Genomic DNA, 21,191 nt, shown 5'->3' on the forward strand with positions numbered 1-21,191 from the left:
ATAGTTATTTAATTGCTATATTATTAATTAGAAAGTCAGGTGAAATTAATGAAAGTTAAATACAACTTTAATGATAAAAACGAGTTTGTAATTGAGGGATATGATAAAGCAAAGACGTTTGCAAGCTTTTTACCAGGTATTGCAGGAATTGGGGGTATTCCAATGTGGTCTTATTATGCTAACCGTGGGCAGTGTATGGGAAGCTTTGGAGTTAAAGATAAGAACAATACAATAATGGAATTTTTCCCTGCAAACATGATGTATAAGAACATTGAACTTCAAGGGTTTAGAACTTTCATAAAAATTAATGAAGAAGTACATGAGATCTTCTCTTCAATATCTAGAGATAAAGTTATAAGGCGAATGATAATTGAGAAAAACATATTAAGAATTGAGGAAGTGAATGAAACACTAAAACTAAAAATTACTATTACTTACTTTACAATGCCTAATGAAAGCTTTGCAGCTATTGTAAGAAAAGTTGAAATTGAAAGCCTTGATGGTAATTTAAAGGAGATAGAAATACTTGATGGATTAACTCAAATTATTCCTTATGGAGTTAGTAATAGCAGTTATCAGGAGATGTCTAATCTGTTTAGGGCATGGTTTGATGTATATAACCTTGAAAATAATATTGCGTATTATAAGGTAAGAGCTTCAACTAGTGATTCTTATGAGGTGGAAGAGGTAAATAAGGGTAATTTCTACTTATCTTTTTCGTCAGAAAGTAATGGTCTTATTTCTCCAATAATAGATATGGACACTATATTTGGAAGTAATACAGCGTTTACTTATCCAGAGGAATGGAATTGTTCATCTAAAGAGATGATTTCACGCAAGCAGGTTGCTAAAAATAAGGTTTCAGGAGGCTTTACAGCTATAAGTTCAAAGCTTGAAACTAAAGTTACTATTGTTACATTAATTGGGCACATATCAAGCCCTGAGCTAATAAATGCAAGAATAGAAGATTTTACATTAGAATATATTGAAGATAAAGAAAAAGAAGCTAGAGAACTTATAGATAAATTGCTATCTGATACAAATACAAAAACCTCAAATCATAAGTTCGATAAATATATTGACCAATGTTATCTTGATAATATTCTTAGAGGAGGATACCCACTAATATATAAAGCCGGGAATAAAAATCATGTTTATCATGTTTTTTCAAGAAAGCATGGTGATATGGAAAGGGAATACAACTTCTTTTCCTTGGAACCTGCATACTATTCTCAGGGAAATGGAAACTTCAGAGATGTTAATCAAAATCGTAGAAATGATGTGCTTTTTAACCCAGAAGTAAGAGATTTTAATATAAAACAGTTTATGAGCCTTATCCAGCTGGACGGGTATAATCCACTCTCAGTAAAGGGATCCACCTTCACCTTGAGTAAAGAAGCTCTTAATGAAGTCATGGATTTAGTTAAAACTGAGAAAGAAGGAATTACAAAAATACTTGAAGGTGATTTTACTCCGGGAATGCTTATAAACTATGTTGTTAATAATAAAGTTTCTTTAAAGGTTAATAAAGAAGAGTTGCTCATAAAAGTTCTTGGAAATTCAAAGCAAAATTATGAAGCAGAGCTGGCAGAGGGCTACTGGGTAGATCATTTTACATATAATATTGATTTAGTGGAGAGCTACCTTCAGATATATCCAGATAAACTTGAAAGTTTTGTTTTTTTAGATAATACTTATCGCTTTTTTGATAGTTCAGTAAGAGTTCTTGCAAGAATGGATAAATATGTACTTAATAATGGAAAAGTTCGTCAGTATGGATCAGTTATAGAGGATAAAGAAAAATGTCACAAGTTGAATATAAACGATAAGGACACTAACTGGTTAAAAACAGAAAATGGGTTAGGCAAGATATATGAAACCAATCTGTATGTTAAACTTGTTGCTTTAGCTCTTATAAAGTTTGTATCTTTAGACCCACTCGGCATGGGGATCGAGATGGAGGCAAATAAGCCTGGTTGGAATGATGCTATGAATGGACTTCCTGGCCTTTTTGGCTCAGGTCTTAGTGAAACATCAGAACTTAAGAGAATTGTTGAGTTAATCATAAAAATTTCAAAAGAATTTAGTAAAGAAATAATGCTTCCTGAGGAAATCACTGAACTTCTAAGACGCAGTGAAGAAGTACTTGATAAGTACATTATGGGAGATTTAACTGATTTTAAGTATTGGGACAAGACCTCCACTCTAAGAGAAATATTCCGTGATAAAATCCATTACGGAATAAGTGGTAAAGAAGAAAAGTATTCAACAAAGGCAATTCTAGGGGTTTTTAAAAAATTTAATTTGAAATTAGATAATGGTTTAGACAAAGCTTTAAAGTACGGAGAGGGTATATATCCAACCTACTTTACTTATGAGGCAAAAGAGTATGAAGTAATTGAAGGAAAGAAAAATCCTATAAATGGCTATGAGAATGTAAGAGTAACTGAGTTTAAATGTAATCTACTTCCCCTATTTTTAGAGGGGCCCGCTCGTGCTTTAAAAGTGATTAAGGATGTTAATAAAGCAAAGTCTCTTTATGATGCTATAAAGCAAAGTGAAATATATGACAATAAACTTAAGATGTATAAGACTTCAGTACCACTTAATGATATTACAAATGAGACAGGAAGAGTAAGAGCCTTTACTCCAGGGTGGCTTGAAAGAGAATCGATTTTCATGCATATGGAATACAAGTATCTTTTGGCACTTCTAAGGTCAGGATTATACGATGAGTACTATGAAGATATACAAACAGCATTTCCTCCCTTTATGAACGCTGAGGTGTACGGGAGAAATATTCTTGAAAATTCATCTTTTATAGCAAGCTCTGTGAATCCAGATGAAGAAGTTCATGGTCGTGGGTATGTTGCAAGACTAAGCGGATCAACAGCTGAAATGTTAAGTATGTGGTTTATCATGATGGCTGGTAAACAAGTATTTACTTATGAAAATAATGAATTAAAACTTACATTTAATCCAATATTGCCAGGGTGGCTCTTCAATGAAGAAAGCGTAGTACAATTTAGGTTTCTTTCAAAAGTAGACGTAACCTACCATAATCCTAAAAAAATAAATACTTATGGAGAGAATGGCGCAAAAATTTATAAAATTAGTCTTACCACTATAAAAGAAGAAGTTATTGAAATAAACGGATGTATAATTGATGGGATACATGCAAAAGCGGTAAGAGAAGGAAAAGTTAAATCAGTAGATTTATTTATGAGGTAGATAAGATAAATATAAAATTACGAGTTTATTATATAAATAAGTTAAAGAGAGGTATTTATATGAAAGAAAACAGCAAAACGGTTGCATGGAATTTTAAGGGGGAAAAGGGTGAGTTTTTCTTAAATAATCCGCATAAAACCACTGGATTATATTTTCCACTAGCTAATGAAGGGGGAATGATGAGTTCAATAACACCTTTATTAGGTGGAGACATAAAAACTTCTCAAAATACTTTTTTAATGACACCAGTATCAGTTGGAGACTTACATAATTCAAAGAGCTCCAGAAACTTTTGGTTGAATATTGATAATAGTATTATATGGTCTGCCACAGGGAATTCTTTGAATCAAAATATTTTATGTTTTGAAGAAGAAAGTGAAGAAAGTGTAAAAATGGAAGCTGGTTTTCTTTGGCAGAAAATAATAAGAGAAAATAGTAAGTTTGGAATTAGGTCGGAAATAACAAATTTTGTACCAGTTAATGATGACAAGGTTGAGTTAATGAGAGTAACAATAAAAAATATCAAATCTGAGGAGATGAAAATCACCCCTACTGCAGCAGTTCCTATTTATGGGCGTTCGGCAGATAATATAAGAGATCACAGGCATGTTACATCACTCCTTAATAAAATATCTACAAATAAATTTGGAGTTTTAGTAAAACCAACTTTTTCTTTTGATGAGAGGGGACATAAACTAAATTCAATTTGTTATTCAGTTCAAGCTGTAGAAGACAATGGGAAATATCCTATAGGCTTTTTTCCAATAGAAGAAGATTTTATTGGTGAAGGCGGAAGTTTAGATTGGCCTGAAGCAGTAGTGAAAAATACAACTAATTATTGTAAAGAAAATAAAAATATAGACGGATATGAGGCTATTGGTGCTATAAGATTTGAGGATATTGTTTTAAAACCTGGAGAAAGTAAATCCTATATAGTAATACTTGGAATTAGTGATAATTCATCTTCAGTTGAAGAATATATTCATACCTATGGGAGTATTTTAAAGTTTGAAGAAGAATTTGAAAAAAATAAAAAATATTGGGAGAAAAAATTATCCAGTGTGAGTTTTAAATCTTCAGATAAAAATTTTGATTTATGGATGAAATGGGTTGAATTTCAACCAATGATGAGAAGAATATATGGGTGTTCATTTTTACCACATCATGATTACGGAAGAGGCGGTAGAGGCTGGAGAGACTTGTGGCAGGATTGCCTGGCATTGTTACTACTTAATCCTAAGAAAGTTAGAGAGCTCTTATTAAATAATTATGGCGGAGTAAGGTTTGATGGAAGTAATGCAACAATAATTGGAAATGAGTCTGGTGAATTTATAGCGGATAGAAATAATATTCCTAGAACATGGATGGATCATGGCGCATGGCCCTATTTTACCACAAAGCTATATTTGGACCTAAGTGGAGATTTGGACTTCTTGCTACAAGAGCAAGTATATTTTAAGGATAAACAATGTAGTCGTTCAAGGGAAGTTGATAGTAAGTGGAGCCCGGACGATGGAAGTAATCAAAAGGATGCAGGTGGTAGGATTTATAAAGGAACCATCCTTGAACATATTTTATTAGAACAAGTAACGGCATTTTATAATGTAGGAGAGCACAATAATATGAGACTAGAAGGTGCTGATTGGAATGACGGCTTTGATATGGCAGGAGAGAAAGGTGAGAGTGTAACTTTTACAGCATTTTATGGAAGTAACCTTATGGATCTAAGCAAATTATTATTAAGTATTAAGGAAAAATTAGGAATTGAAGAGTTAGAAATTGCAAAAGAAATAATGGTATTAATAGATTCTATTTCAGGAAAAATAGATTATGATTCTGTGAAGGATAAAAATAGTTTACTAGAAAATTATTTTAAGCTTTGTATTCATGATATATCTGGAAAAAAGGTTAAAATTGATATTGTGGAACTCTCAAAGGATTTAGAAAGAAAAGCAATTTGGATAACAAATCATATTAGAAAAAATGAATGGATAAAAAATTCAGAGGGTTTTGAGTGGTTTAATGGTTACTATGATAATGCTTCAAAAGCTTTAGAAGGAGATTTTCCATCTGGGGTAAGGATGACTTTAACTGGACAAGTATTTCCTATAATGGGTGGGATAGCTGACGACGAGGAAGTTGAAAAAATAATTTTAGCTACCAATAAATACTTAAGGGATGAAAAAGTTGGAGGAGTTAGATTAAATACCAACTTCAATGAAGTTAAATTAAACATGGGTAGATGTTTTGGTTTTGCCTTTGGACATAAAGAAAATGGTGCAATGTTTAGCCACATGACTATAATGTATATCAATGCATTGTATAAAAGAGGATTTGTAAAAGAAGGGTATGAAATATTAGATACTATTTTCAAACATTGTTGTGATTTTGAAAAAAGTAGAATTTTCCCTGGTATTCCCGAGTACATTAATGAAAGAGGGAGGGGCATGTATCAATATCTTACCGGTGCTGCAAGTTGGCTTTTAATTACCATGTTAAATGAAGTGTATGGAGTAAAAGGTTTACTAGGTGACTTAATGATTCAGCCTAAATTAGTTAAAGATCAATTTGATAACAAATCTGCTTGTTCAGCTTTTACAATTTTTAGAGATAAAAAACTAAATGTTGAATATATAAATGAAGATAAATTAGAATACGGTGAATATAAAATTAGCAGTGCTACTTTAGATGGAGAAACTTTAGAATTAAATCTAGTTAATAAATCTCTAGTTATAGACAAAAAAGTTATTGATGAACTCACGATTAATGTTAAACATCAATTAGTTATAAAACTTAAGTAAAAACAAAAGGAGCTATTAATTTGATAATAGATAAAAGGTTAATTGAAATTAAAGAGTACCAAGGGGACGGCTACAAGCCTCTAATTGACTTTGAAACTTGGAGAGTAGCAGTACTTAAGTATTGTGATGAATTATTGCCTGCAAAGATAAGTAAATTACAAAAACATGAAGAGTCTGATGAGGTTTTTGTACTGCTTCAAGGTAGTTGTACACTTTTCATTGCGGATGGGAAAGAGGATTTAGGTACAATTTATCAACAACATATGGAACTTTTAAAGCTATATAATATAAAAAAATCAACATGGCACTCCCATACTTTAAGTAAAGATGCCGTAGTTTTAATTGTGGAAAATGTTAATACATGCTTAATAAATTCTCCTGAAATTGTTTTAAATGAAATTGAAAAAAAGATGATTACCCATGTTAATTATTAAAACATGGGTAATCATCTTTTTTATAATGTATTTCTATGGGTAAAATGATAAGGAGTGCTACACTTCCGAAATAAAACCACCTAATCAGAATTTTATTATCTTATGTAAACGATTTAAATGGTATAAAATGAAAATATAATTAGAAAGAGTTTTAGCGGAGATTTATAAAATTTGAATAAAGAACGAGGGGGAGAAAAATGAAAAAAACTAATACAAAGATTTTTTCAATATGTTTAGCTGCCACCATGGTAGGTACAAGTAATAATTTTGCAACAAGAACTTTAGCAGTTGAAACAACACAACCAACAGTGCAAAGCATTTCGCATAAGGTAACAAAAAAAGTTCCAGGTGTATCAGTAAAAAAAATAAGCTTAGATAAGAAAATAGATTTACAAGTAGGTACAGGGGCAACGAAGACTACTCAACAATTAGTAGCAACAATAACTCCAACAAATGCTACAAATAAAAATGCGACATGGACATCAAGTAATACAAAAGTTGCTAAAGTAAGTGCAACTGGATTAGTAACAGCTGTAAAAGCTGGGAGTGCTAAAATTACAGTAATATCAGCAGATGGACATAAGAAAGCAAAATGTAAGGTTACAGTAAAAACCGTTAATGCTACCATTATACCAGTAATAGGGGTGACCTTAGATAAGACAACTGTTTCACATTTACCAATAGGAACAGGAGCAACGAAGATAACTCAACAATTAGTAGCAACAATAAGCCCAACAAATGCAACTAATAAAAATGTAACATGGACATCAAGTGACACTAGTGTTGCTACAGTGAGTGCAACAGGACTCGTAACAGCTGTAAAAACTGGGAGTGCAACAATTACGGCAACATCAGAAGATGGAGCAAAGCTAGCAACAAGTGGAATTATAGTAACAGCGTTTACTGCTGGTAGTTCGGATCAAATTGATTCACTATGGACTCAAAAGTGGAATGATGAATTTAGTGGCACAAATGGTACAACTATTGATGCAAGTAAGTGGATGTTTGATATTGGTAAAGGTCCTAATGGTGATGGTTGGGGAAATAAAGAACTAGAAACTTATACGAACTCTACAGATAATGTATACCAACAAGATGGTAATCTTGTGATAGCTGCTAATAAAGATGCAACAGGTAATATAACTTCTGGTAGAATTAAAACCAAAGGAAGTTTGGATATGAAATACGGGAGAGTTGACGTAAGAGCTAAGCTTCCAACCGGAACTGGGTATTGGCCTGCTATCTGGATGTTACCTTCTGATAATGTTTATGGTATTTGGGCTTCCTCTGGAGAAATGGACATTATGGAAAACAAAGGAAGTTTACCTAATGAAGTATACGGTACTCTTCACTATGGAGCTGCTTGGCCTAATAACAAATATACAGGTAAAACATATAACTTTCCAAGTGGAACAGATGTAACTAGTTTCCATACTTATTCCATGGAATGGGAGCCAGGGGAAGTAAGATGGTATGTTGATGGACATCTTTATCAGACACAAAACAACTGGAGTACAACTGATACCAATGGTGAAAAAGTTGCCTTCCCTGCGCCTTTTGATCAAAACTTTCATCTTATACTAAACCTTGCTTATGGTGGAAATTTTGATGGTGGTAAAGGAGATAAATCTAATATACCAGGTAAAATGGAAGTAGATTATGTTCGTGCTTATGATCTTACTGGGAGACCATACAAAACGCCGGTTGAACCTAGTGCACCTATTCAAAATGCTGATGCTTCAAAAGAACCACTTTATGATGGAAATCGTATTTATAATGGTATATTTGATAAAGGAAGCATTGATCGTATGGCATATTGGAATTTCAATGTAGCAGGAGCAACAGCAACAGCAAGCGTCTCAGAAGCTACAAGAGAATTGTTTGTTGACGTTAGTAATGGAGGAACAGATAGAGGCGCAATTACTCTAGAGCAAAAGGGAATTCAATTGACGCAAAAAAGTATTTATGAATTAAAATTTAAGGCTAGAGCAAAGGCAGCAAGAACAATTAAAGTAGGTGTGTTAAGTAAAGATGGTACTGTAAGTTATAATGATGAGCAGACAATAAACTTAACAACAGAAATGGAAGAAAAAACATTTAGCTTTACAATGGATGATGCTACGGATCTTGAATCACAGATAGTTTTTGAACTTGGTGGAGACAACAATGGAGTGTACATTGATGATGTATCCTTGATTCCAACATATGAGTTTATAGATTATTCAGTAATTGATTGTTATCCACTTAAAAATGGAGATTTTTCGAAAGGGTTAGATTTATGGACTCCATATCCTAACATAGGAGATGGAGGAGTCTCAACAATTACATCAGCAAATGGTGAAGCTAAAATTTCGGTAACTGCACCTGGACCAAATCCTTATTCTGTAATGTTAAATCAAGAAGGACTTAAATTTACAAAGGGTGTTGAATATTTATTAGCCTTTGATGTAAAATCAAGTGCGGCTAGAAATATTACAGCAACAATTGATAATGCAGATTATGATCAATATTTAAGCAAAACAGTCCAAGCTGGAACGGAATTTACTCATTATGAATATACTTTGAAGCTAAGTAAGGATGATACAGTTAATTTAAAATTCCTTCTAGGTAATGTGGATGCTGAGGTACCAACCTCTGCACATGATATAATCATTGATAACGTAAAGCTTGAAGCAAAAAATGCTCCTTTTAAAAATCCACCTACATTAGCACCAAGTGAAACAAATAATAAGCTTACTCAGCCAATAGATGTTAGCTTTAGTGATGATGCAGCATGGACAGATGCAATAACATCTGTAAAAATTAATGATACAGTTGTAGCAGCGAATAAATATACAGTATCAGCAGGTAAAATTGCTTTTGCAACTGAAAACTTTGCAACTGCTAACGATTATAATATTGTGGTTGTAGCAGATGGGTATGCAAATGCTACTTGTGTGCAAAATATAAAAGCTAATAATGATTTAATAATTAATAATGGTACATTTGATACAAATGTAGCAGGATGGGAGAATTATATAGCAGATGGTTCAGATGCTGTTATAACTTCAGTTGATGAAAAAATGAAAGTTAATTTACCTGGTTATGCCGGTTGGGAAAAATGGTCAACAATGATATTCCAAAACACAATAAAATTAGAAGCAGGAAAGAAATATGTACTAAGTTTTGATGCTAGTTCAACAGTATCAAGAGAAGCCTGGTTGGAAATGACTAATTTGGAAAACAAAACTTTAGCATTAACACCTACAAATAAAACCTTCACATATGAATTTACTGCAGGTGCTACAATTACTGATGGATCATTAAAGTTTCTTTTAGGAACAGAACATCTTGATGGATCATTATTTGCTGAAAATCAAAGTGTTAGCATAGATAATGTTTCAATTATAGAAAAAACAGTGACACCAATAGTAACAACAGCAACAACAGTGGCAGCAGGAATAACAAGTGTAGTTGCACCTTCAGGGACTGCAACAAGCTTAACACTACCAACAGTTCCAGCGGGCTATACAATAGCAATAAAATCATCAAATAATACAGATGTTATAGCAACAAATGCAGCAATAACATCACCAGATGCTGCTACAACAGTAGCATTGGTATTTACAGTAACAAAGACAGCAGATGGTACAACGGCAGATACAACAAGTATAAATGTTGTAGTACCATTACCAGGCGAAACACCAATTAGTGGTGAGGTAGTTGCTGTATCTCAGACTGATACAACGGTATTAAATGCTGAAAGTGCTTTTAATATAGTAAATGGTAGTTTAGTAGATAATGATGCAACTGAAACAGGTAAATCATTACAAACAAATGTAACAGCACCAATGACATTTGATTTTAATGTTAATGTTGCAGCTTCAGGTAAATACGCAGTTACTTTTAGAGAGAATTCTACTCCAGCTGGTTGTAATCTTTTCTTATTTTCAAATGGGATAACTAAGTTTAATGCTGCAGGACCAGGGGCAGTAAACGCTACAGATTACACCGATGTAACTAGAGAAATTGAATTGAAGGCAGGAGAGCAAATAATCTCTATATCTGGTGTGCCAGGTAGTGCAAGTATGCTAAAAATAAAATCAATCACATTAAAACCTATAGAAATTTACACTGCACCTGTTATTGTTGGTGACTTAACAGCTATTTCGTCAAATGCACCAACAAAATTAGAGGCAGAAAATGCAATAAATATAAAGAATGCAACTGTTGCTCTTAATGACACAGTTGAAGGTGGATCATCATTAAAAGCTACAGCAAATATAAGTTTTGATTTTAATGTTGATGTTGCAGTGGCAGGTCAATATCAAATAACTTACAGGACAAATTGTAATCCAGATGGTCTTGACCTTTTCTTGAAGAGTAATGGCTTGTTACTTAGACAAGCAGCAGCACCATCAGGCGGCACATGGGGTAACACTACTATGACGGTTTCATTAGATGCAGGACCACAAGTTTTAAGCATAAATGGGATAACAGGTGCAGGTAGTATTATTCAAATGAACAATATTATATTAACACCAACTGGTGGAGGTTCAACTGGAGCTTCAACTAGTATTTCAAATACTGCACCAACAGTATTAGAAGCAGAAAGTGCTACTAACGTTACAAATGCAACAGTTGTAGCTAATGATACTACCATAGGTGGTTCATCATTAAAAAGTACACTAGCAGGGAATCCAATGACCTTTGATTTTAATGTAAATGTTGCAACCGCAGGTCAATATACAATGACGTATAGAACCGCAACTATTGGACCATCTGGTGTTTATATGGAATTATCAAAGGGTGGGGTATTAATTAAGGGTACAGGAGTTGGACCAAGTGTAGACTTTACTGACACAACAGTAGCGGTTACATTAGAAGCAGGAGCACAAGTCTTAAAAGTATTTGGGGCACCTGGTGAATCTACTATTCTTAAGGTTAATAAAGTTACAATAGCTCCAATTCAATAGCAAGTATAAATTAATAGTTTTTTAGCATAAGTAACATTTATACTAAAAATGAATTAACTTAGTAAAGAAATAGGATAAAGACAGTTATAAAGTGACTGTCTTTATCTTTTTTTAAAATTTAAACAGAATTTTGTTATATTATGTAATCAATAAAAACATATATTGTATAATATAATATAATATAGTATAATATATTATATTAGAAAACGATAACATGAAATATAATTAATTGATTAAAGCATTATTTGATACAACAAATGTTATAGTATTGGTAGTAAATAATTCTTATAAATTAAAAATAATGGTAATAAATACTTTAATAATAAATGAAGTTATAAATAAATAAAAATAAAAAAATAAAGATAGGTGAATCAATAAATATGGGAAAAAGCAGAATACTCAGCATTGCATTAACTTTAGTTATTGGTACATCACTGTTTGCTGGATGTGGTAGCATTAAAACTACTGAAGTTAAAAAAGTTATAGATAAAGCACCGATTACTTTAGATTGGTATATCAACTTTAACTGGTTTGCAGGCAAATGGGGTGAAGATTTAACTTCACAATATGTTACTAAAAAAACAGGAGTAAATTTGAACATCCAAGTTCCATCATGTGATGCAAGCCAAAAGCTTAATACGATGATGGCTTCTGGAAAATTACCAGATATTATTACGTTAAGTTGGGATGAAGATGAAACTAAGAAGCTTATAGAAGGAGGGTTTGTAGAACCCCTTGATAAGCTCGCTAAAGATTATGACCCGTACTTTTTTAAAGTGGCAGATGCAGGAAAAGTTTCTTGGTATACTCAGCCCGATGGACATTTTTATGGATATCCTAACGCATCATCGTCTCCAAAAGATTTTGCTAAATATAAGGATGTAAAACCATCAAATCAAACATTTTTAGTCAGAAAAGATATTTATGAGGCAATAGGGAAACCATCTATGAGAACTCCAGAAGGGTTTTTAAAAGCATTAAAAATGGCTAAAGAAAAATACCCAAGTGTTAATGGACAACCATTAATTCCGCTTGGATTAAATGAATTTACAAATTCAGGGAATGCATCACTTGAAGAATATTTACAAAATTTTTTAGCAATTCCATGTGAAAAGGATGGTAAGCTATACGATAGAACATCAGACCCAGAATATCTGAAATGGTTAAAAACATTCAGAGTTGAAAATTCAGAAGGGTTACTTTCAAAAGATATATTTATAGATAAGAGACCACAAATAGAAGAAGAAATCACTCAAGGAAGATATTTTGCAATGCTTTATCAAAGGAGTGATATGGCAGCTCAAGAAAAAGCATTATACAATAAAGACAAGAATTCTGTATATGTAGCTGTAGATGGACCTGCAAATACTAAGGGAGATGCTCCTAAACTTGCTGGAGATGGTATTTCAGGATGGACAGTTACTATGATATCAAAAACATGTAAAGATAAGGCAAGAGCTATAAAATTCTTAACTTATTTAATTAGCGAAGAAGGACAAAAGGATTTATATCTTGGCCAAAAGGGTGTAACTTATGATTCATTTGATGGTAAAGAAAAGTTTAAACCTGAAGTGTTAACAATGCTAAATGTAGATAGAAGTGCTTTTGATAAGAAATATGGTGCATCAGTTAAATTTTGGATGATGATGGACACTAATATGATGCTTAAATGGGCGCCTAAATCTGTAGAACCAACAAAACAAATGGAAGATTGGACAAAAGGAAAGACATTTAACTATTCACAATTTGACAATATTGATCCTCAAGATGACTCAATTGAAGGTGTTATTTTAACTAAAATTTCATATTTATGGGGAACTACACTTCCTAAACTTTTAATGGCTAAATCTGATTCTGAGTTTGATACTATATTTAGTGATTTTATAACTAAGAGAAGCAATGTAGGGTTCGACCGGTTAGTATTATTCCAACAAAAAAATCTTGATGAAAATGAGAGAAAACTAGACATTAAATAATAGTATAAATAAGAGGTGTTTATTATGATTTATAATAGAATATCTTCAAAATTAAAGTGGGGTATTGGCAAAAAGCTTATAATAGCAAATATAATAATAATTGCTATTCCGTTAATGGTAATTTCATCTTTTGGATTCAAAAGCTTAAGAAATAAATTAGAAAATGGGAAATTACAAGAAAATGGATATATATTGGATGAGGAGAAATTAAATATTGAACATAATATTGAAGCTATGGGTATTACTGCACAACTTGTGGTTTCTAATAAAAATCTAATGAATTTTATTGATACTAATAAACAAGTGTCTAATGAAGTATATATTAAATATAGCTTGGATATATTTAATGATATTAAAAGTTTAAAGTCAAATAATCCCGCAATAAATAGAATAAAATTTTATATTAAACAAAACAAATACATACCTGAGATTTATCCTTACATATATCATGAAGATAATATTAAAAATAAAAAAAATATTAATGGAACAATTAATAATAAAGGAAAAGATTTTTGGGTAGTAAATAATATTGAGGATACAGATAGTAGTTTATTTAAAAACTATTATAATGTAGTTTCTTTATATAGGTCTATAAATATTCCCTCTGACAATCGTTTAGGAATTATAGAAGTAAACATGGAAACTAAGGATTTCTTTAGTAAGGTTTTTAATAATTCAAAAATTGATGAATATCAATTTATAGCAATAGATAAAAATGGAACAGTGATATCTAATGATGGATACCTAAAAAATCATAATATCTCAAATGAATATATTAAGAAAAAATTTAAGGAAAATAAAAACGATAATGGAAAAGGTGGCTTTATAATCAATGATCGGAAAGAAAGCTTAATGGTTTCATATGTATACATTGATTCTATCCATAGTTATGTTTTAAAAGTAGATTCTTTTGAAACTGTATTAAAATATATTTCTATGAATAAAAATATATTTGTATTTGGAACATTAGTATTGCTAACTTTATTGTCCATTGTAATATACTTTATTACTTCATATATTCTAAAGGATTTAAGAAATATAACTAAAGAATTAAAGAAAATGAGAAAAGGAAATTTTAATATTGATTTGCCAATTGTAACAAACGATGAAGTTGGAGAATTAGCTTATCATTTCACTGAATTATCAAATAAGATAAATGAGCTTGTCTCAGATATAATAGAAAAAGAAACAGTGGCAAAGGAAGCAGAATTGAGAGCGCTTCAGAACCAGATAGATTCCCATTTTTTATACAATGTACTTGAAAACATAAAAATGATGGCAGAGATAGAAGAAAAATATGATATATCAGATGCTATTACTGCGCTTGGGAATATGATGCGATATAATATGAAATGGGATAGCCAACTTGTAAATTTTAAAGATGAAATTGATTATATTAAAGATTATATTTCACTTATAAATATTCGTTTTAATAATAGAATTCAGTTAATTTTAGATATAAATGATGAGGTGCTTTCATTTAAAATTCTAAAAATGTCACTTCAACCAATAGTAGAAAATTGTATTAAACATGGACTAAAAAATAAAATATCTGAAGAAAATTCTATTGGGAAAATTTATATAAGCACATATTTAGATGTAGACAAAATTAGATGTGAAATTTTTGATGATGGTGTAGGTATGACAAATGATAAACTTTAAATGCTGAGAAACAACTTTAGAATCCCAGAAATAAATATTGAAGAACATTTAAAAAGTAATAATATTGAAAAATATACTTTGAAAAGAACTCAGGGAATTGGTCTGAAAAATGTTTATGAAAGAATTAGATTATTTTTAGGAAATGAATATAAAATAACTATTTATAGTAAAGAAGGAGAATATACAAAGGTAATATTAAAATTACCCATTATAAGATGATTGGGGGAATGGGTTTTGACGAAAATATTGATTGCAGATGATGAGGAACTTATAAGAAAAGGACTTAAGGCAATGATTAAAAGATATAAAGAAGATTTTTATGATATTTATTTATGTTCAAATGGTAATCAAGCAAATGAAATATTAGATAATGAAAATATAGATATACTAATTACGGATATAAGAATGCCAGAAGTAGATGGAATTGAGCTTATAAATCATCTAAAGAATTTTCATAAAGAAACGGCAATCATTATTTTAAGTGGATATGATGATTTTAGATATGCGAAAGAAGCAATTCGGTGTGGTGCAAAGGAATACCTACTAAAGCCAGTTAATAGAGAAAAACTATATTTATGCATCGAGGATATTGAAAAAGATATTAGTAAAAGGGATGAATATGTGCGGGGTTATTATTCAAATCTTTTTAACTGCCTACTGCAAACTGAAACTTTATCCGTGGAAACACTAAGTATAATAGAAAAGAAAACCAATATGCAAATATTTAATGATTATTATATCGGTATTTACAACATTACCATTTTAGATAAATCATCATTTGTTAAAGAGTTGGATAAGAATAAATATGGTAAAATTGTGTATCTGTTTAATGCACAAGGTTGGCTTGTAGTAATAGCACAAGAAATTGATTTTCTTGTAAATTTTATCGGGAATAATGAAAAATCTAATTATGTAGTAGGCATAAGTAAAAATCAGACATCTATTCAAACAATAAAAGAGGCTTACATTCAAGCAAATAAAGCGTTTGAACATAGAATTTTATCCTCTAAAACAATTATTCGTTATGAACTTGTTGAAAAAAGAAATAAAAAATTTACCATTGATATAAATAAGATTAATTCAATAATAAACATGATAAGTTCAGGAAGAATAGATGATATATCTAAAAGAATAGATGAATTATTTAGTGAAAATTACATTAATCAATTAAATGTGGATTATTTTATGGAATTAAGTAAAATATTAAAAACAAAAATTATTGAAATTGATGATACTTTCAAAATTCACAATATCAACTGGTATTCCAATATATATGAATACATTAGCCATTTAAAGGAATGTATATTTATTGTAGATCATCGGTTAGCAAGTATGGATAATAATTCTACTAATTCAGCCGTAAAAAAAGGTGTAGAATACATAAATGAAAATTATAACAAAGACATTAATCTAACTATTATTTCAAATGAAGTTAATTTGAATTATACATATTTTTGTGAGCTTTTCAAAACATACACAGGTGACACCTTTGTTAATTATTTAAAAAAATTAAGAGTTGAAAAAGCAATAGAATTATTACTTAATAATCCTAATTATAAAATTTATGAAATTGCGAGTATGGTAGGATATAAGGATGCAAAGCAGTTTACAAAGATATTTAGAAAAATAACAGGTATATCACCAATAGAGTATAAAACAAAATATGCTATCTGATGTTTTTAAATCTTTAATGTAAGTAATATCTAACAATAAATATTATAGGGGTGGCTTAATTATGCATTTAGTAAAGGTAATACAAACATCAAAAACAACGGGTGATAGGTTAAAAGAAAAACAACCTTTAGTACTTGGCGTGCAAAGTACAAAGAATGTAAAATTGACAGTAAATGTTGATAAAACCTTCCAAAGTATAATTGGTTTCGGTGGTGCATTTACAGAAGCAGCAGCATATACACTAGCAAGAATGGACCTAGAAAAAAGAAAAGAGATAGTAAAAAAATATTTTGATCCTGTAGAAGGACTAGGATACAACTTGGGAAGAGTTCACATTCATAGCTGTGATTTTGCACTTGGCAATTATACCTATGTTGAAGAAAATGATACAGAGTTAAAAACATTTGATATATCGCATGAAAAAAAATGGTTATTTCCGTTTATAAATGAAGCAATGAAAGCTAGAAATGGTAAAATATCGCTATTAGCGTCGCCATGGAGCCCACCAGCTTGGATGAAAACTAATGGTGAGATGAATAATGGAGGGCAGCTTATTCCTAAATATAGAAAGACTTGGGCACAGTATTATGCTAAATATATTAAAGCCATGAGAAAAGAAGGCTTTGACATATTTGCAATAACAGTACAAAATGAGCCTGCAGCAGTTCAAAAATGGGATTCTTGTATTTATTCATCGGAGGAAGAAGGAAGTTTTGTTCGTGACTATCTAGGCCCAGTATTAAAAAAAGAAGGATTATCAAATGTTAAGATATATATTTGGGATCATAATAGAGACATTATAGTAGAAAGGGTAAAGGGTGTTTTAGAAGATCCAGAAACTGCAAAATATATATATGGAGTAGCAAATCATTGGTATGCATCTGAAAAATTTGAAAATCTATCTAAAGTTCATGAAATGTACCCAGATAAACACATTTTATTTAGTGAAGGTTGCCAGGAAGAGGGATTACATCTAGGTTCTTGGCTTACGGGAGAAAGATATGCTAGAAATATGATTGGCGACTTCAATAATTGGCAGGAAGGATGGCTTGATTGGAATTTAATTTTAGATGAAACTGGTGGACCCAATCATGTAGGAAACTACTGTGATGCGCCTATTGTTGCTGATACAAAAACAGGAGAGATTCACTATAACAGTTCATATTATTATATAGGTCATTTTAGCAAATATGTTAAACCAGGAGCTAAAAGGGTTGAGGTTAGATTGCAGGGTATTACAACAATTGAAAATGTAGCATTTATTAATGAAAATGGCTCCATAGCTTTAATCGTTATGAATGAAACGGATAAGGATGAAAGTTTCCAAATAGAGATAAAGGGTGAGTATGTTAACTATATTCTAAATGCACACTCCATAGCAACTTTTTTGTTTAATGATATATAAGTTTTATAAAAATTGTTTCCTATTATTGTATAAAGATTTATAACCTAAGTTTAATGATAGAAAAACGGTTGTACAAACAGAACAACAAATTGCAATCATAATGGCTATTTGATACATAATTGCTGTAGTAGGCAATGTACCAGAGAGCATTTGTCCAGTCATCATTCCTGGTAAAAAGATTATACCCATTCCAAGCATTGAGTTTATAGTAGGAATTAATGCAGTTTCGAAAGCATTATTGGCAAATGGCTTCAATATATTTTTTGGTTCCACGCCTAAATTTAGCAAAGTATTAATTTTATTTTTTTCTTTGCTTATACTATCCATGAAGGTTTTTATAGCAATATTTACTCCAGTCATAGCGTTACCAATAATCATACCAGCAAGTGGTATAGTGTATTGGGGGTTAAATATGGATTTACCAACAACTACGGTTATAAAGAAGATTAGAACAAAAAGTCCAGAGAACGTTAAAGAAATCCCAATTGCAATTTTAAAATTATTGTTTAAGTCTTTTCTACTTGTAATTACTCGATGTATAGAAAATGTTATCATAATTATTAAAAAAATAACAGTAAATAAGGGATTTGGATTACTAAAGACATATTGAAGTATGTAACCAACAATTATAAGCTGAATCGTCATTCTTAAACTTGCAACTAAAAGAAGTTTTGTTTGAGTAACTTTTGATTTTTTCATAATTAAAAGTACTATAATTAATAGTAGATAAATAAGTAGAAAATGGGAAATACTTAGTTTTACAATGCCTTCCATATTTAAATCTCCTTGATTATTTTAATTTTATTTTCACAGAATTCGTCAACAATATTTTTATTGTGGCTTACAATTACAATTTCAATATTTTTAGTCTTGCAGAAATTTAATATGTTTTTCATTACCCTATGCCCAGTTATTTCATCTAAAGCTGATGTTGGTTCATCTAGTAATATAACTTTTGGACATAATGATAAAAAGATTGATATATAAACTCTTTGACGTTCTCCACCAGAAAGGGTAGACGCAGGTTGGTTAAGAGAAACATTTACGCAGCAAAGTTGAGTTATATAATTTATGTAATCACTGCTTGGCATAGCTTTTTGTCTTAATGAATAAAAAGTTTCGAAGTTTTTAATTACGCTCTCATTAAAAAGAAAAGGTTCTTGAGAAACTAGGCTTACTTCGCGACGTAAATTAATGGGGTCATATGTTTTAATTGAAAGCCCTTTATATAATAACTTACCAGAATCTCCATTAATAGATTGGTTTAGTAATTTTAAAAAGGTACTTTTGCCAGAGCCACTCTCTCCAACAATAAAATTAATTTTACCTTTCTTAATTTTTATATCATTGTAAGTTAGATTGGTATTGTATATAAGGTTACTCGCCTCAAATAATAGTTCATTCATTATAATTCCTTCTTTATTCGTATTTGGCCTTTATTTCTTTTATATTTATTCTCTTCCAGTCTATTATATCATTTTATGTAAAGAGTATAAATTACTATATATTGGTGTTAGTCTTCTAAAGTGTAGATAATGTAATTTAAGCCTTATAGCATGCAATGGATTAAATAAACATATAGTGATATTAGATCATTAGAATACGATAAAAGGTTAATTTTAGAATTTTATTTAAATTATTTTTATTATGGGTTATAATGTGAAAAAAGAAAGCAAAATATATAGATTTTTTTAAGGGAGAACGGTTATGAATCAAAAGACTTATTCAGATATTAAATATCCAATGCTTGAGATAAATCTAAAAAAAGTTTATGAAAATGTAAGGAAAATTGTAGAGATGTGTAATCAAAGGGGTATAAGTATTGCTGGAGTAGTTAAAGGTTTTAATGCAATACCTGAGGTGTCTTTGCAGTTTGTCCATGCAGGGTGCCAATATATAGCAAGTTCAAGAATGGATCAAATAATTAAACTAAAGGAATATGGGTTAAATAAGCCTTTTATGATGCTTAGAATTCCGATGTTTAGTGAAATAAAGGAGATAGTTAAATTTGCTCATATTAGTTTAAATTCTGAAATGGAAACATTGAATATGATCCAAAAGGAATGTGAATCCCAAGGAAAAAATCATAAGGTAATTCTAATGCTTGACCTTGGCGATTTAAGAGAAGGTGTATTTGATAAAGCTGAATTTATTAATTTAGCAATTCATGTAGAAAACCATCTTAGAAATGTTGAATTGTATGGGGTAGGAACAAATCTAGGTTGTTATGGGGCTATAGTTCCAACAATTGAGAATTTACGAAGGCTTTGTAACATTGCTGAAATAATTGAAAGTAAAATAAATAGAAAACTTGATATAATTTCAGGAGGGGCTACAAGTTCGTTACCATTAATAATAGATGGTAAAATGCCAAAGAGAATAAATAACTTAAGAGTAGGTGAAGGGATATTATTAGCAGAGGATTTAGAAAAATTTTGGGGCTATGATATGAAACATATGCATAAGGATACATTTATATTAAAGGCACAGATTGTTGAAATAAAAAATAAACCTACACATCCTATTGGGAAAGTATTTATTGATGCTTTCGGTCGTAAACCAACATATGAGGATAATGGTATAAGGAAAAGAGCACTGCTTGCAGTGGGAAAACAGGATTTTGGATTACATGATAAATTAATTCCACAAAAACAGGGCGTTAAAATTATAGGAAGTAGTTCTGATCACTTAATTGTAGATATTGAAGATTGTGATATAGAACCTAAATTAGGAGATATACTTGGATTTTTAATGTACTATCCACCAATGATGTATTTAACTGAAAATTCTAGTATACCAAAGATTTTCATATAAAGATCTTATGGAAAGTAAATGCTATATATATTGACATGAAACCGTATATATGGGTAGACATATAGGATCAACAACTGAATATAATCCTTCTTGATGATAATTTTTCAACCATTGTGGATACAATAAAAGATGGTAGAAGAATTTATGAAAATATAAGAAAAGCAGTTGGATATGTGTTCACTATTCATAGTCCTATTGCATTTGCAGCACTACTACACAAAATTACCTTGGAAAATTAA

At 30.7% G+C, this 21,191-nt stretch carries 13 protein-coding genes; 11 read left to right on the forward strand and 2 right to left on the reverse strand.

Going from position 1 to position 21,191, the window contains the following annotated elements; all coding sequences use genetic code 11:
• Positions 1–48: 48 nt before the first annotated feature.
• The 9 genes from KPL37_RS01545 (at position 49) to KPL37_RS01585 (ending at position 18,138) form a co-directional block, all read left to right on the forward strand.
• On the forward strand, positions 49–3,231 hold the full coding sequence (locus tag KPL37_RS01545) for a cellobiose phosphorylase (protein WP_216145487.1): 3,183 nt from the start codon (positions 49–51) through the stop codon (positions 3,229–3,231).
• A 59-nt stretch (positions 3,232–3,290) separates the two neighbouring features.
• Positions 3,291–6,032 (forward strand): GH36-type glycosyl hydrolase domain-containing protein, encoded by a 2,742-nt coding sequence (locus KPL37_RS01550; RefSeq protein WP_216145488.1) that lies wholly within the window; start codon positions 3,291–3,293, stop codon positions 6,030–6,032.
• A 20-nt stretch (positions 6,033–6,052) separates the two neighbouring features.
• Positions 6,053–6,466, forward strand: coding sequence for a cupin domain-containing protein (locus tag KPL37_RS01555; RefSeq protein WP_246578085.1), 414 nt, complete (start codon positions 6,053–6,055; stop codon positions 6,464–6,466).
• 197 nt (positions 6,467–6,663) lie between these two features.
• The gene (locus tag KPL37_RS01560) at positions 6,664–11,421 is read left to right on the forward strand and encodes an Ig-like domain-containing protein (protein ID WP_216145489.1); all 4,758 of its coding nucleotides are present in this window, start codon (positions 6,664–6,666) and stop codon (positions 11,419–11,421) included.
• Positions 11,422–11,801: 380 nt separating this feature from the next.
• Positions 11,802–13,397 (forward strand): extracellular solute-binding protein, encoded by a 1,596-nt coding sequence (locus KPL37_RS01565; protein WP_216145491.1) that lies wholly within the window; start codon positions 11,802–11,804, stop codon positions 13,395–13,397.
• A gap of 24 nt (positions 13,398–13,421) precedes the next feature.
• Positions 13,422–15,059, forward strand: coding sequence for a sensor histidine kinase (locus KPL37_RS01570; RefSeq protein ID WP_216145493.1), 1,638 nt, complete (start codon positions 13,422–13,424; stop codon positions 15,057–15,059).
• Complete coding sequence (locus KPL37_RS01575; RefSeq protein WP_216145495.1) at positions 15,060–15,278, forward strand: sensor histidine kinase; 219 nt, start codon at positions 15,060–15,062, stop codon at positions 15,276–15,278.
• A gap of 15 nt (positions 15,279–15,293) precedes the next feature.
• Positions 15,294–16,733, forward strand: coding sequence for a response regulator transcription factor (locus tag KPL37_RS01580; protein WP_216145497.1), 1,440 nt, complete (start codon positions 15,294–15,296; stop codon positions 16,731–16,733).
• A gap of 61 nt (positions 16,734–16,794) precedes the next feature.
• Positions 16,795–18,138, forward strand: coding sequence for a glycoside hydrolase family 30 protein (locus KPL37_RS01585; protein WP_216145499.1), 1,344 nt, complete (start codon positions 16,795–16,797; stop codon positions 18,136–18,138).
• A gap of 3 nt (positions 18,139–18,141) precedes the next feature.
• On the opposite strand, the gene KPL37_RS01590 is transcribed toward KPL37_RS01585, so the two are convergent.
• Together KPL37_RS01590 and KPL37_RS01595 are read right to left on the reverse strand one after the other, a co-directional pair.
• The gene (locus KPL37_RS01590) at positions 18,142–18,912 is read right to left on the reverse strand and encodes an ABC transporter permease (protein ID WP_216145500.1); all 771 of its coding nucleotides are present in this window, start codon (positions 18,910–18,912) and stop codon (positions 18,142–18,144) included.
• A 2-nt stretch (positions 18,913–18,914) separates the two neighbouring features.
• Positions 18,915–19,544: an ABC transporter ATP-binding protein gene (locus tag KPL37_RS01595; protein WP_216145501.1), complete on the reverse strand. Its 630-nt coding sequence runs from the start codon at positions 19,542–19,544 to the stop codon at positions 18,915–18,917.
• A 301-nt stretch (positions 19,545–19,845) separates the two neighbouring features.
• Between KPL37_RS01595 and KPL37_RS01600 the strand changes: the two genes are divergently transcribed.
• A complete protein-coding gene (locus KPL37_RS01600) occupies positions 19,846–20,952 on the forward strand; it encodes an alanine racemase (protein WP_216145502.1) in 1,107 nt (368 codons plus the stop codon).
• Positions 20,953–21,065: 113 nt separating this feature from the next.
• Positions 21,066–21,191, forward strand: coding sequence for a hypothetical protein (locus KPL37_RS20020; protein WP_281418610.1), 126 nt, complete (start codon positions 21,066–21,068; stop codon positions 21,189–21,191).

This window comes from Clostridium frigoris (assembly GCF_018861865.1).
GTDB classification, from domain to species: Bacteria; Bacillota; Clostridia; order Clostridiales; family Clostridiaceae; genus Clostridium_AD; species Clostridium_AD frigoris.